12 protein-coding genes and 1 pseudogene are annotated in these 14,207 nt (G+C 41.1%); 8 read left to right on the forward strand and 5 right to left on the reverse strand.

All coding sequences use genetic code 11. The features are described from left to right. Positions 1–20: 20 nt before the first annotated feature. The 3 genes and pseudogenes from F0919_RS18790 to F0919_RS00340 form a co-directional block, all read left to right on the forward strand. Positions 21–176: pseudogene (locus F0919_RS18790) on the forward strand (hypothetical protein); the annotation flags it as partial. 30 nt (positions 177–206) lie between these two features. Beyond that, positions 207–2,945 (forward strand): DNA ligase D, encoded by a 2,739-nt coding sequence (gene ligD / locus F0919_RS00335; protein ID WP_150030727.1) that lies wholly within the window; start codon positions 207–209, stop codon positions 2,943–2,945. Further along, complete coding sequence (locus F0919_RS00340) at positions 2,935–3,684, forward strand: DUF72 domain-containing protein (RefSeq protein WP_150030728.1); 750 nt, start codon at positions 2,935–2,937, stop codon at positions 3,682–3,684. Before ligD ends, F0919_RS00340 begins: the two co-directional genes overlap by 11 nt. Positions 3,685–3,774: 90 nt before the next feature. On the opposite strand, the gene F0919_RS00345 is transcribed toward F0919_RS00340, so the two are convergent. The 3 genes from F0919_RS00345 to F0919_RS00355 are packed head-to-tail and all read right to left on the reverse strand — an operon-like array spanning position 3,775 to position 7,541. Continuing rightward, on the reverse strand, positions 3,775–5,304 hold the full coding sequence (locus F0919_RS00345) for a family 1 glycosylhydrolase (protein WP_150030729.1): 1,530 nt from the start codon (positions 5,302–5,304) through the stop codon (positions 3,775–3,777). After that, a complete protein-coding gene (glf, locus tag F0919_RS00350; RefSeq protein WP_150030730.1) occupies positions 5,297–6,415 on the reverse strand; it encodes a UDP-galactopyranose mutase in 1,119 nt (372 codons plus the stop codon). The genes F0919_RS00345 and glf overlap by 8 nt, the downstream gene beginning before the upstream one ends. Further along, complete coding sequence (locus tag F0919_RS00355) at positions 6,408–7,541, reverse strand: glycosyltransferase family 1 protein (RefSeq protein ID WP_150030731.1); 1,134 nt, start codon at positions 7,539–7,541, stop codon at positions 6,408–6,410. Before F0919_RS00355 ends, glf begins: the two co-directional genes overlap by 8 nt. A gap of 418 nt (positions 7,542–7,959) precedes the next feature. Here F0919_RS00355 and F0919_RS00360 point away from each other — a divergent pair, with 418 nt between their 5' ends. From F0919_RS00360 to F0919_RS00370, 3 genes are all read left to right on the forward strand, one after another. Continuing rightward, positions 7,960–8,523, forward strand: coding sequence for a YciE/YciF ferroxidase family protein (locus F0919_RS00360; RefSeq protein WP_216629344.1), 564 nt, complete (start codon positions 7,960–7,962; stop codon positions 8,521–8,523). A 124-nt stretch (positions 8,524–8,647) separates the two neighbouring features. Next, entirely contained in the window at positions 8,648–9,199 is a 552-nt protein-coding gene (locus tag F0919_RS00365; protein ID WP_150030732.1) for a YciE/YciF ferroxidase family protein, read from the forward strand. 14 nt (positions 9,200–9,213) lie between these two features. Further along, entirely contained in the window at positions 9,214–11,400 is a 2,187-nt protein-coding gene (locus F0919_RS00370; RefSeq protein WP_235903426.1) for a catalase, read from the forward strand. A gap of 90 nt (positions 11,401–11,490) precedes the next feature. On the opposite strand, the gene F0919_RS00375 is transcribed toward F0919_RS00370, so the two are convergent. Beyond that, a complete protein-coding gene (locus F0919_RS00375; RefSeq protein WP_150030733.1) occupies positions 11,491–11,709 on the reverse strand; it encodes a hypothetical protein in 219 nt (72 codons plus the stop codon). Positions 11,710–11,956: 247 nt separating this feature from the next. Between F0919_RS00375 and F0919_RS00380 the strand changes: the two genes are divergently transcribed. Beyond that, positions 11,957–12,247: a hypothetical protein gene (locus F0919_RS00380; RefSeq protein WP_150030734.1), complete on the forward strand. Its 291-nt coding sequence runs from the start codon at positions 11,957–11,959 to the stop codon at positions 12,245–12,247. Positions 12,248–12,431: 184 nt separating this feature from the next. Beyond that, entirely contained in the window at positions 12,432–12,743 is a 312-nt protein-coding gene (locus F0919_RS00385) for a hypothetical protein (RefSeq protein WP_150030735.1), read from the forward strand. A gap of 100 nt (positions 12,744–12,843) precedes the next feature. On the opposite strand, the gene F0919_RS00390 is transcribed toward F0919_RS00385, so the two are convergent. Then, positions 12,844–13,764 (reverse strand): cyanophycinase, encoded by a 921-nt coding sequence (locus F0919_RS00390; RefSeq protein ID WP_150030736.1) that lies wholly within the window; start codon positions 13,762–13,764, stop codon positions 12,844–12,846. Positions 13,765–14,207 lie beyond the last annotated feature (443 nt).

Consider the following 14,207-nt stretch of genomic DNA (forward strand, 5'->3'; position numbering starts at 1 on the left):
AAGGCGAAAAAAGGAAGAGCGACCGTAACAAAGTGAGCGGCTCTGAAAATTATGAAATCCAATACTTCATGAAAAAGTTAAGAGTCGGCAGCCAGGCAGTAACGGGAGCAATCCGCGCCATTCGGACCAATGACCGTAGAGCGCTTGAGGCTTACCTTAAGAACAAACAAAAATAAACCCGCCTCATAAGGGGCTTTACTTCGTCTATGGCACTGGAAAAATACAGGCAGAAGCGTGACCCTGCCGTCACGCCTGAACCCTTTGGCGGCAAGAGCCGCAACAAAAGCAAATTAATGTTCGTCATCCAAAAGCATGACGCTTCACACCTGCATTATGATTTCCGTCTGGAGATGGAAGGCGTGCTTAAAAGCTGGGCTGTACCGAAAGGGCCTTCAACCGATCCGAAAACAAAGCGCCTTGCGATGATGGTTGAAGACCATCCGTTTGACTACAGGCATTTTGAAGGTATTATCCCCAAAGGAGAATATGGCGGAGGGACAGTCATAGTTTGGGATGAAGGTACTTACGAACCTATAGAAGATATAAAAGGAAAGAAGGCACAGGAAAAGCATCTGCTTGCCCAACTTAGAGCAGGGTCCTTAAAATTCAGGTTGCATGGCGACAAATTGAACGGTGAATTTGCCCTTGTCAAAACACATGGCATGGGTGAAAATGGCTGGCTGCTGATAAAACATAAGGACGAACATGCTTCTGTAAAGGATATTACCAAAGAAGACAAATCGGTGCTATCCGGCAAGACTATTGCCCAGATGGAGAAAGGAAGCACAAAGGTCTGGAAAGATGGTAAGGAACAAGCTTTGAAGGCCCCTGCTAAAAAGGCTAGGAAACAAAAAGCAGTTGCCGAAGCGGAAGAAATGCTGGAAGATGCAGTAGAAACAGAGCAAAGCCCAAAGCATGATGTTACTGCCCTGCTTAAAAGAGCGCCAAAGACAAAGATGCCGACGGGCATAAAGCCAATGAAGGCAACACTGGTAGATGAACCCTTCAATGACCCGGACTGGATATATGAAGTAAAATGGGATGGTTACCGTGCGATTGCAAATATTGATAAGAAAGGAGTGTCTTTGATCTCCCGTAATAATATTCCTTTCGATAAATACTATCCCATTAACGAGGCACTAAAGAAATGGAATATCAATGCAGTCATTGACGGGGAAATACTTGTCATCAATGATAAAGGCATATCTGATTTCGGGGCATTGCAAAACTGGCGCAGCGAAGCTGACGGCAACCTTGTCTATTATGTTTTTGATATACTCTGGTATGAAGGCAAAAACCTGATGGAATTGCCGCTCAGGGAACGTGTGGCTATTCTTAAAGAGGTACTACCTACAACGGATGACCGCATAAGGCAAAGTCAGGTGTTTGGGACAAGGGGAATTGACTTCTTTGATGCGGCGGAAAAGCTTGGCTTGGAGGGCATCATGGCTAAAAAGGCTGATAGTGTATATATTTCAGACCTCCGTTCCAAGGAATGGCTGAAAATAAAAGTGCAGCGCAGGCAGGAAGTAGTGATCGCGGGCTTTACAAAAAATGAAGGCACATCAAAGGCATTCAGTGCCCTTATACTTGGAGTCTATGAAGGAAAGAAGCTAAGGTATGTAGGAAAAGTCGGCACAGGCTTTTCAGACAAAATGCAAAAAGAGATGATGGCACAGTTCAAGCCATATATTTCCGATAAAAGTCCATTTGATTCTGAAATTGACGTTGATAAACCTTCCCGTTTCCGCCCACAGCGTTTGGGTGCAAAGCCCACATGGCTAAAACCTATCCTGATAGGGGAGGTTAATTACGCTGAGGTCACAAAGGAAGGTATATTCCGCCAGGCATCTTTTAAAGGGATGCGTTCCGATAAAAAGTCAAGGGATGTCATCATGGAAAATCCCTCTGATACAACGAAGGTTGTGAAGGAAATGGATAAACAGAAAAGTGTATTGAAGAAAGCAGGGCTTAAGGCACCTAAAGATACCGGACGAAAAACGCTTCTTAATCCGACCGATGAATCGCAGATGCGGAAGATAAACAGCCATGAACTTACTTTTAACCATTTAAGCAAGATGTATTGGCCAGAAGATGGTATCACCAAAAGGGATATGTTCAATTACTATTATCAGGTAGCCGATTATATCCTTCCATATCTTAAGGACAGGCCGATGTCGCTGAACCGCTTTCCAAATGGTATACATGGCCCAAGCTTTTACCAAAAGGACGTAAAGGGCAAAGCACCTGACTGGGTCACCAAGACCTTTCCCTATACAACCAGTGATGGGGAAAAGAAGGAATACCTGGTTGGCCATGATGAAGCTACCTTACTATGGATGGCTTCACTTGGCTGCATCGAAATGAATCCGTGGTTCAGCCGTGTGCAAGCCCCGGATAACCCTGATTATTGCGTGATTGACCTGGACCCTGACAAAAACACTTTTGACCAGGTGATCGAGGCTGCCAAAGCGGTAAAGGAAGTACTGGATGCGATAAAAGTACCGGCTTATTGCAAGACTTCAGGCTCAACCGGAATCCACATATACATACCTCTTGCTGCAAAATATTCTTATGACCAATCGCAGATGTTTGCAAAAATGGTGGTCAGCCTCGTGCACCAACAATTACCTGATTTTACCAGTATGGAAAGGCACATAAAGAATAGGAAAGGCAAGATGTACCTGGACTTCCTTCAGAACAGGCCCGGTGCTACCATCGCGTGTCCTTACTCGTTGAGGCCGAAGCAGGGTGCAACTGTTTCTATGCCACTGCATTGGGAAGAATTAAAGCCGGGGCTAAAAATGAAGGACTTTACAATATTCAATGCGAGCGACCGCTTAAAAGAACAGGGGGATTTATTTAAAGGTGTTTTAGGGAAAGGTATCGATATGGAAAAGGCCTTAAAGAAAGCTAATACTACTTTTGGTACAAATGAAGCTTAAAGGAATATTTTACGCCGGCACAAGTGGCCTTCAATTACCAATACCGAAAAGTGCCTATCCGGAAAACTATCGGGATAAAAGCCGTCTCGTATATTATAGTAGCTTGTATAATAGTGTAGAAATCAATAGCTCGTTCTATAAGTTGCCGCAGGCGAAGACTATTGGTAAATGGATTGGAGAAATTGGTGATGATTTTAGGATTTCTTTAAAGGCATGGCAAAATATTACGCATGTAAAAGCATTGGATTTCCTGAAAGGCGATATAGAGAAATTCCTTGCTATTATCCCGCATCCAGAAAATAAAATTGGCTGTTTGCTTTTTCAGTTTCCACCAGGCTTACAAGCATCTGCGAAAGATCAGCTATTTCATTTACTGGATATAATCCGTAGCAACGAAAATTCAGTGGATTGGAAAATAGCCACTGAATTCAGACATTACTCCTGGTACGGGCAGATTAACAATGAACAGCTTAAACCTTACAACGCAACTATAGTAATACACGATATGCATATGTCAGCCACTCCTTTTGTAAATAAGGATACAGGCTTTCTATACTTGCGTTTTCACGGGCCGGATGGTAAGTATCGCGGTAGCTATGATGACGCTTTCTTGCAAGAGAAAGCAGCACTGGTAAAACAATATCTTTCCAAAGGCAAAGATGTGTATGCCTATTTCAATAATACTATGGGAAATGCATTAGGCAATCTTGACACTTTCATGCGAATGGTTCAAAAATAGTTCTATAATATTCAGAAGTGAATGTGTGTTATAGAAAGATAATCTTTAGAAATTAATTCAATAGCTGCAATGGCATATTACAATTCAAATTCAGTCGACCGGCTTATCTATTAAATCATCCAGGACTTCGTGAATACCTAAACCATCAGTTACAATTAAAAATTTTACGTTCAATTCCAGGCATGTTTCAGACGCGTTATCGTTGGGTGCTTTCCCCGCAATGACAGCCCATGGATTCAAGGCGATAATCATTTCACGAAGATTTATAGCATCCCCAATGTTAATCGCTTCCAGGTAACGCTCTTTGCAATGTTCAGTTATCAATTTGTTCCCGATAACAATTATAGGTCTTACATCTGATTCTTTATTTTGGTCCGTTCCCCACCACCCTGGTCCAGCAAGCACTGGATGATTGTATTCCTGACCCATACAAATAGTGCGAATCATATAGCTTAATGCGGTGGGTAGCGTATCATCACCTTTAATTTTAAATGTACCTGAATCGTAAATATTATTGTTCTTTGTAACCAGGCTATTCCAATCATACGCTCCAACAAGCGACCATGCGGTAATTGCCATGATTGGCACATCCTCTTCATTTAGTTCCTTTGCTGTTTTCCACTGCTGATTAAACCAACGAAGCTGCTGTTCTCGTGTGCAGCTTAAATGGCACTCCGTTATAGCCATCGGTATGTTGTATCGCTCCCAGGCTTCCGACATTAACGCTTTCAATCCCTTTGCATGACCTGACCTGACAGCTTCCGTATCAATATAGACAGCATGACTGTTGCCTGCACGCATTGCGGGAGGGTAATCGTGTATATTGTCATCAAGGTAACGTTCAGAGGTAACATAATAATTAAATCCTGCAACAGCAGGAACACATGGATTGTCAATGAAAAACTGCAATTCATTTTCATGGATACCCAGGTTTGTAAAGTAATTCCAGGCCATATGCTCTTTGGTAACTTTCGACGTCAGAAAGTCGTATGTCCACCAACGCCTTTCATTTTCGAAATCTGCCTGATATTGCAGAGATATTGTACTGTGAATCTTACACAGGTCTTCTGTCTGAATCAATTCTGCATCCGGATTTACCTTTCTTATAGATTGCATCGACAGCACAATTCCTTTTAATTGATGCAAAAATATTTTACAGAAAGTCATTTCATCTGTTGCATGTGGATACCAGTAGCCATAAAGACCGCTGAATCGTGCTGTGGTTAATGGTTCATTGACAGGGGTATAATATTTTAAGGCAGGATATGCAATAGCAACCTGATGCGCATACGCCGCCAACAACTCAGGAAATGCAGGATCCGCAAGATTTGTAAAGCGTGGGCCGCTGCCATGATGCAGCAATCCGACAATTGGTATTACACCATAACTGTCTAACAATTTAAGTTGCTTTGAAGTATATTTCCATGCTAATGGACTGTTGTGGTGCCGCTCCCACAAAATCGGAAACCGGAGTTTGGAGATGCCCAATTGGCATACTTTTCTTAAATCATCCAAATGCTCATATTGACCTGTCTTTTCAAACTGGTCAAAGTATTGATCTGACACGCGGTTAATGGTGCATTCCATTCCGCCCCAAATCTCCGTTTTAAGCTTAACCATTAGCTTCTTCTTCTATCAAATCTGGTGAATACAATTTTTTGAATAAAGCAAGCGATTGCGCCACCACCTGATCCATGTTGTAATATTTATATGTAGCAAGCCGCCCCGTAAAATGCACATTCTTTTCCTTTATTGCCAATTGCTGATAACGTTTATAGAGTGCTGTATTTTCTGACCTTGGCACAGGATAATAAGGATCACCTTCCGCTTTTGGATATTCATATACTACTGTAGTCTTGTCGCTCTTTTGTCCGGTCAGGTATTTGAATTCAGTGATACGTGTATATAATTGGTCATTAGGATAGTTTACAGTTCCTGTCGACTGAAAACTATCTTCATTATGAGTTTCAAAAACAAAGTCTATAGATCTGTAAGGTAATTTCCCAAAACAATTATCAAAGTAATAGTCAATTGGACCTGTATAAATCATCTCACGAAATTCAATAGAGTCTATTATTTCTTTATAGTCAGTATTCAGCATCACCTTGATATTTGGATGGTCCAGCATTTTTTCAAACATGCGTGTATATCCATTCAATGGCATTGCCTGAAATGTATCGGCAAAATACCTGTCATCACGGTTAGTGCGTGTTGGGATCCTCGCTGTAACAGATGCATCCAGTTCGCTCGGATCAAGGTCCCATTGCTTCTTTGTATAACCTTTAAAGAATTTTTCATAAAGATCTTTTCCAACTGTATTCAGCACTACATCTTCAGATGTAAGAATACGGTCTTTCTTTATGGCTTTACCGGCTAAAAAGCCTTCTACCTCATCGCTGTTTAGTTGAAGGCCATATAATTCATTAATAGTATTCAGGTTAATCGGTATTGGCACCAACAAACCGTCAACACTGGCCAGAACACGGTGCTGGTAAGGTCGCCATTTGGTGAAACGACTTAGGTAATTAAATACGCTTTTGCTGTTTGTATGAAAGATATGCGGGCCATATTTGTGAACCAGCAGGCCGTCATCATTATAATGGTCAAAAGTATTACCTCCGATATGGCTTCTTTTATCTACCAATAAAACTTTTTTCCCTTCCTGGCTGGCAAGCCGTTCCGCCATGACAGCTCCCGAGAGCCCGGCACCTACTATCAAATAATCAAACATAGCTTTTCTGTTGTTTAGAGTGTGTTTTCTGGTGGAACAAAACTTCATTTAACTGATATAGCATTTTAGTCCAGGTATCGTCCCATGATACATTTTGTAGGAAGTCATCAACTGATTGGAGCCATTCAGATGATTTTTTCAGGCTCAGACTGTCTTCAATGCCTTTTATAAAATCATCTTTTCCGCGTCCTATGCACACCAGACCTTTGTTTTCATAAGGGTTCACAACATCACGTATGGCAGTCGATACAACCGGTACGCCTCCTGCCAGGTACTCAGGTGTTTTTGTCGGGCTAATAAATTCTGTAGAATCATTAAGTGCAAATGGAATCAATGCAACGTCCCAACCACTTAAGTATTCAGGAAGTACACTATAATCTTTTGATCCTATGTAATGGATGTTTGTTAAACGGGGCAATATCTCCGGATCAATTTTCACTACAGGCCCAATCAGTATTAAGTTCCAATCAGGGCGTTTGAAAGCAATTGCGTTAAGCAGGTCGATATCCATCCGTTCATCAATTACGCCAAAAAAGCCAACACATGGCCCTGTAAGATTAGCTTGCTCGGGAGGCGGTGTATGCATATTTCGTGCTTTTGCAAAATGTTGTTTATCTATACTGCTGGGAAAAACATGGATATTTTGGTGTCTGTGTTTCTTGGCTTCATATAAGGAATTGCCTCCGGTAAACACTATATCTGCACGTTCAATAAGCTGCTGCTCACGCTGATGCATTTCGGGTGGAGCAAATTTAAAACCTGACAATTCATCCATACAATCATACACTACTGTTACAGGTTGCGGTAACCCCTCCATGATCGGAAGTGCCATTGGAGTATAAAACCATGCTATATAATCTTGTATATTATATTCCATCCAAAAGCCTGCAAGTAATGTGTGTTGCTGTTGTATCATTTCGGTTTCCTGTAATCCTTCAGGAAGAAATGGTGTAATGGTATATAAGTCACGGCTTACTTCATTTACATGTAAACCTGATCCATTAAGAGAGAAGACCGGCTCTTCAATATAAAAGGTACGAAAGGTCTTCGCACTACGGGATAATAAATGTTGGGGCCGTTGGAATACAAAATCCCAACGCAGGTGACTAAAGCATATCAAATCCATTGTTAAATTAAATTTAGTTGTGCTAAACCAACGGGGTTTAAGTTGAAAGGTTCGGATATTTTTGATGATAAAGTGTAATATGAATAAATCCGCACATGACACTGGCCAACCCACGTACGTAAATCACCGCAGGATAATCTGTTAGAATAGTATCAGGAAACAGCGTAATAAAATAGCGGTTCAAGAAACTGCTCATACGGCAGTCGTGGTACAACTTGATTATTGAAAGGGGGATTGGTGAAATGGTTCAAAGATAAAATAGCTGTTACAGGATAATAACAATAAAGAAGTTTACGATTGTAATCTAAAGTATTACGCGTTAACTGACGCTTTAATAGCGTTTAGCCCAATAAGATAACGTTTTGCATTGAACTTTTAAAATAATCTGCGGTTCTTAATTAAACTAAACTCAAATATCATGGCAACACAAAAGAGTGCTTCAAATGCAACAAGGAGCCCAAAAGAACAAATGAAACGTACTTCACAACAAGAGGGAGCCTTGATGGAACTTTTTGTAAATTCTTTAAAAGACATCAATTGGGCTGAAAAGCAACTGGTAAAAGCGTTGAAGAAAATGGCAAAAGCCGCATCATCGGGGGATGTAAGTAAGGCTTTTGAAGATCACATGACCCAAACAGAAGGGCAAATTGAAAGGCTCGCACAGGTTTTTGAATTGCTTGGTAAAAAGCCTACCTCAAAAAAGTGCGAGGCTATGGAAGGCTTGCTAAAAGAGGCCGATGAATTAATTGAAGAAACAGAGGAAGGTACTGAAGTCAGAGATGTGGCGCTCATAGCTGCTGCCCAAAAAGTGGAGCATTATGAGATAGCTACTTATGGCACTTTAAAGACTTTGGCCGGGACCCTTGGTCTTGCCGAAGCTCAGAAATTACTGCAAGAGACATTGGAAGAAGAAAAGCAGGCAGACTTCTTACTTACCGAGATCGCGGAAGATTATGTGAACGAAGAAGCATCGAAAGAATAGATAGAATAAAATCAATAATTAAGAGGCTCCGGTCTCTTTTTTTATCTAAAATACGTCAGGATTGCAATTAAAGGCTAAGTCGTATATCAGTAATCAATTAATGTTTAAACTAAAAGAATAAAAAATGAATCAGGAATCGGGCTCAACGCCAAAATTTAAAACAAAGACATCATTAAAGGTTGAACCGGCTTTATACGAGTTATTCCTGGATGGTATCAGGGACATTTACTGGGCAGAAAACCATCTCCTTAAAGCCCTCCCTAAAATGATCAAATCCACAACTTCGCCCGAGCTCGCATCGACTATAGAAAACCATCTTGCTGAAACAAAAACTCACGTAACACGCCTGGAGCAGATTTTCGAATTACTCAAGGAGAAGGCTGTTGCTAAAAAATGTGACGCTATGGAAGGTTTGTCCAAAGAAGGTGAAGCTGTGATTGAAAGTACAGAAGAAGGGACCGCTACCCGTGATGTCGGCATTATACTGGCTTCTCAAAAAGTAGAACATTATGAAATAGCCACTTATGGCGGATTGTGCCAGGTAGCTATGACATTGGGTCTTGATGATGTAGCTGAACTACTTGAACAAACATTGACAGAGGAGAAAGAGGCGGACAGATTACTTACTGAGGTTGCGGAAAACAATATTAATTTCAAAGCTTCCGAGGAAGCATAATACATTTTATAAAAATGGAAGCAAAAGATATGCCGGAAAAATCACCACAAGCGGAAAACGAAAAAACAAACAATCTGAAACCGCATACTGAAGAGGCAAGCGGACAGTTTATGACTACGAATCATGGTGTAAAAATCAATGATGACCAAAATTCTCTTAAAGCCGGAGAGAGAGGACCGACGCTTCTTGAAGACTTTATCCTGCGGGAAAAAATTACGCATTTTGACCATGAGCGAATCCCGGAGCGCATAGTGCATGCCAGGGGATCCGCTGCACACGGTGTTTTTAAAGTCTATGAGTCAATGTCTTCCTTTACGAAAGCACACTTCCTTCAGGACCCATCAGTTGAAACACCTGTATTTGTAAGATTTTCAACTGTTGCAGGTTCGAGAGGTTCTACCGATTTGGCAAGAGACGTAAGGGGCTTTGCAGTTAAGTTCTATACACAGGAAGGTAACTTTGATTTGGTTGGTAACAATATGCCTGTCTTCTTTATTCAGGATGCTATGAAGTTTCCCGATCTTGTACACGCAGTTAAACCCGAACCAGACAATGAAATACCGCAAGCTGCTTCCGCACATGATACCTTCTGGGATTTTATCTCATTGATGCCTGAATCTGCCCATATGATAATGTGGCTGATGAGTGACCGCTCCTTACCACGTAGCTATAGGATGATGGAAGGTTTTGGCGTTCATACTTTCCGGTTTGTAAATGAGAATAATGAGGCATGTTTCGTTAAATTCCATTGGAAACCCCTGTTAGGTGTTCATTCTGTGGCTTGGGATGAGGCTCAGAATATTTCCGGAAAAGACCCTGATTACCACCGACGTGATTTGTGGGAGGCTATTGAAAGTGGCGCCTTCCCTGAGTGGGAGTTAGGTGTGCAAATCGTACCGGAAGCGGATGAGCATAAATTTGATTTTGACCTCCTCGATCCTACTAAACTAATCCCGGAAGAATTGGTCCCTGTGCAACGCATAGGAAAGCTCACCCTTAACCGTAACCCTGACAATTTCTTTGCAGAAACCGAGCAGGTTGCTTTCCATATCGGACATATTGTACCTGGTATTGACTTTACAAATGATCCTTTGTTGCAAGGAAGATTATTTTCCTATACAGATACACAGCTTATCCGTTTAGGCGGTCCAAACTTCCACGAAATTCCGATTAACAGGCCGGTGGTCGATGTCCATAACAACCAACGTGATGGGCATATGCGTCAAACTATCAATAAAGGCAAGGTAAGTTATAATCCCAATAGCATGGGTGGTGGATGTCCTTTCCAGGCAGGCGCAAAAGATGGCGGTTTTATATCTGTTCCCGAAAGAGTAGATGCGCACAAAATCAGGGGCAGAAGCAAAAGCTTCTTTGATCACTTTAGTCAGGCAAAGCTGTTTTTCAATAGCCAGTCGCTCGCAGAGCAAAACCATATAATCGATGCCTTAAGCTTTGAGTTAGGTAAGGTCCAGACTGTAGCTATACGCGAAAGAATGTTGGGCATATTGTCGATGGTTGATAAGGGTTTGGCTGCTGCTGTGGCGTACGCATTGCGTGTGCCTGTTCCTCAAACGCCTGAGCAGCCCATTAATCATAGCTTCCCGGCTGATGCAGACCCGGCTGATTATCAGCCTATAGAGATTGAAGGGTCTCTTACATCTTCAGAAGCATTGAGCATGGCCAACACTATCAAGGATAGTATTAAAACACGAAAGATTGCCATTCTTGCTGCGGACGGAGTTGATGAAAATTCACTGCAAGCAGTCAAGGCTGCTTTGGAAGCAGAAGGTGGTGTTGTGGAAGTTATAGCTCCGAGACAAGGTTACATCCTTTCTGCAAACGATACGGAAATTCCTGTACACCAAAGTTTCTTAACCGCTGCATCTGTGTTGTACGATGCGGTCTATTTACCCGGCGGAACAAATAGTGTTGCAAGTGTTGAAGCAGAAGCAGACGCCATCCATTTCTTGAATGAAGCATTCAAGCATTGCAAGGCAATTGCTGCTGATGAAGGAGCTGTTCAGGTACTGGAAGCGACATATTTCTTTAAAAAACTACCTGACGAGTTTTCCGAGGACACAGTTTTAAAGGAAGGTTTGATAGTGTCTAATGACAGCGCAAAGCTTGCAGATTTATTTGTGAAAGCAATCGCACAACATCGTTTCTGGGATCGTGAAAAGCCAAGAAAAGTTCCGGCTTAGTTTTCAGTCAATTAGATAATAATTATAAAGCCACTTCCTGTGTAGGGAGTGGCTTTATCAATAACTATAATCTTTAATTCCACGCCAACCTTAATCGTGACCTTCTGTTTTTACGATTTTATTGTAGATACCCAACAATAGAAACGGTGCAGCCCATTGGCCGATAAAAAGAGCTGTGTGTTTTCTACCTAAACATTTAAGTGCAAGTGACGCGCCCATAGCTGCCACAGCAGCGCCAAGAAATACCATTGAAGGTACTTTGGCTGTTTGGTCTTCTACTTGTTCGGTCAACTTTCCTTCATTTGGCATAACAGTTATTTTTTAGTTTGATTGATAACACTACCTCAGAATTTTAGATCAGAATGAAAACATAAATTGACTCTTTAAATGAGTAGCCGACTACCGGTTACGCTTATTATTTTAAGAAACCCATATTAATACAATCGTTCGTTAAATTCACTTGTACAATCAACAAATACTTCCCGTGTTTGTAACATACCGCAAGCTGTAGCCTATTGTTACGGAATTTACACAAACACAATAAAAACTACCTTAAATGAATACATTGAACGTTATTAAAGACAGCACAGATAGTGCTATATGTTATATAGCAGATGAGAAGACAAGCCAGTTCAAATTGGATAACCAGTTCTCAGAATTTAAGCCTGTTGACCAGCAGCTTGCTACTAATGTATTATCAGAGTATGGGGCGTTTGTTGAATATGGCGCAAAAGATACACCATCCTTTATCTTCACAAAGGCGAACAGTGAGGATTGGTTTATAGCTCAGGTAGAAATTAAAAACAACAAAATTGAAATGGAAGAGCGGGATGATAAGCAGTTATAAAATTCTGTTCTGACTATAGGTTCCGTTGAAGTTAGAATATTTAAATTCAGGTAGTGTGATTATTCTTATTACCTGTTGTTTCATTATAATATCACAAGGTTAGCTTATTTATATGCTAAAGATGCTGTCAGCCTAAACTTAAAATATTGCCTGCTGTATATTGAGCTAACTAAAAACCATAGCGATGAAACGATTTATGATATTATGTTCTGCATGCTTCTCTCTTTTGGTTGCATGTAATGAAAATCCAGAAAATGGAGGCGAAGAAGTGAGAGGTAATGAACAAAGGAGCGATACGCCGGTGAGCATCAGTGCTTATCCTGATGAAGGAGACTCAGGCAGCAACAGCAGATATGACGATGGCAACACCCAATCATCAAAACCGGCGATGTCCGGCAAACGTACGACTGAAGGTACAAAAGTTGATTCCCAGAAGACCAGGGCAAACCTTTTATACAAGGGAGATAATAGTGACACCAGCAAAAAAGCAAGGTAATATAAAGCCCATCGTTACGATGGGCTTTATATTTATACTACCAATTGGATTGTTCAGGGAATTTCTTATAAGCATAAGGTCCTTTATAGTTAAGGGCCTATCAAGTCATAGCGGTTTGACTTACCATTCTGTAACTATCTGATAACTCCGCATTTTTTTCAAATACAAGAGCTGCCTCTTTTAAGTTGAAATTGCATCCTTTTGCCAGTAACTTAACGTTCAGGTCTTTAATGGAAATTGATTTCCCTGAATCATATTCCATTACATTCGACTCAGTTATTCCACGTCCGTCTACAACAATGACTATCCCATTGCCTACAACTTCAATATCCGTACCGCTTCTGATTATTACAGCAGTGTCTTCCTCTATTCCTATCCCAATGCTCCCTGGGTTCATGGCTATAACCTGAGCCATCCTGACAAACCTGCTTCTATCCACGAAATGCGTGTCTATACAAACATGTTTTAAAAAATCCAATCCCGTAGTTGTCCTCACGCCACCGGCTAACTGTTGCCTGGTCTTATTGCCCGCATATATCATTGGGGAGGATAGCGCCATTGCTCCCGCGCTCGTACCTGCCAGAACAATATTGTCATTCATGTACCGGTATTTTAATATCCTCAACAGTGAAGTTCCGCCATAAATGGATGTTAACCTCAATTGGTCGCCACCGGTGAAAAATATACCATCTGCCTTCTCTATCCGTTCATCAACATTTTCTGCTAAAATCTCGCTGCGCTGTGTGTGGTGTATGTGACCTACATTATCAACTCCAAGTTGGTTGAACGCCTCTTTGTAGACATTGAATATTTCAATGCCGTCGGCACATGCAGTCGTTATCACTTCAACTATCGGTTTTCCCTTGCCTATCAGTTGTATAAATTCGTTAAGGATTTCCATTGGCTGATAATTTGGCTTATCCCGTTGGCTTTCATGTTCTACGCATTTATCTTCATGGCCCCCGATAACCAATAGCGTGCCTTGTGGTACCTGAAATGTCCCGTTCTTATCATTGCCCATTTTTTCAATATTTAGCTGTCATGGATTTTAGTAAGCATAACGTCCCTATCATCTTATCGTTTGCTAAAATGTATGAAAGTATCGTTAAAACACTATTGCCATTTAAAGTTATTTATATCATAGACTGCCATAAATAATAAGAACTACCCTAACGCGGAGTTCTAGTCCTTCAGCTGATATGATAAAGTCCTTCTTCCTCCTTTTCAATAAACTGATACGGATTTCCACTTCGACTAAAATAAAACGCTAAGCAAAATACGGATTCAATTTATTGTGGTTTCCTTAACTCTATTTGATTTACCTTCAATACTCATGAGTCCAGTAAAGTAATTCTTCCTGCTCCGATTTATCCCAGCGAGCTTTTATAATCAGTTTCCTGCATTCCATTTTTTATCCTAAATTTCTTATTTTGATTATTCTCATTTTTTTTGTGGGGCTGTGGT

It is taken from the genome of Taibaiella lutea (assembly GCF_008629695.1).
GTDB lineage: Bacteria > Bacteroidota > Bacteroidia > Chitinophagales > Chitinophagaceae > Taibaiella > Taibaiella lutea.

Coding starts and splice junctions, on each gene's coding strand:
- ligD (WP_150030727.1), top strand. CDS start 207: ATGGCACTGGAAAAATACAGGCAGAAGCGTGACCCTGCCGTCACGCCT.
- F0919_RS00340 (WP_150030728.1), top strand. CDS start 2,935: ATGAAGCTTAAAGGAATATTTTACGCCGGCACAAGTGGCCTTCAATTA.
- F0919_RS00345 (WP_150030729.1), bottom strand. CDS start 5,304: ATGGTTAAGCTTAAAACGGAGATTTGGGGCGGAATGGAATGCACCATT.
- glf (WP_150030730.1), bottom strand. CDS start 6,415: ATGTTTGATTATTTGATAGTAGGTGCCGGGCTCTCGGGAGCTGTCATG.
- F0919_RS00355 (WP_150030731.1), bottom strand. CDS start 7,541: ATGGATTTGATATGCTTTAGTCACCTGCGTTGGGATTTTGTATTCCAA.
- F0919_RS00360 (WP_216629344.1), top strand. CDS start 7,960: ATGGCAACACAAAAGAGTGCTTCAAATGCAACAAGGAGCCCAAAAGAA.
- F0919_RS00365 (WP_150030732.1), top strand. CDS start 8,648: ATGAATCAGGAATCGGGCTCAACGCCAAAATTTAAAACAAAGACATCA.
- F0919_RS00370 (WP_235903426.1), top strand. CDS start 9,214: ATGGAAGCAAAAGATATGCCGGAAAAATCACCACAAGCGGAAAACGAA.
- F0919_RS00375 (WP_150030733.1), bottom strand. CDS start 11,709: ATGCCAAATGAAGGAAAGTTGACCGAACAAGTAGAAGACCAAACAGCC.
- F0919_RS00380 (WP_150030734.1), top strand. CDS start 11,957: ATGAATACATTGAACGTTATTAAAGACAGCACAGATAGTGCTATATGT.
- F0919_RS00385 (WP_150030735.1), top strand. CDS start 12,432: ATGAAACGATTTATGATATTATGTTCTGCATGCTTCTCTCTTTTGGTT.
- F0919_RS00390 (WP_150030736.1), bottom strand. CDS start 13,764: ATGGGCAATGATAAGAACGGGACATTTCAGGTACCACAAGGCACGCTA.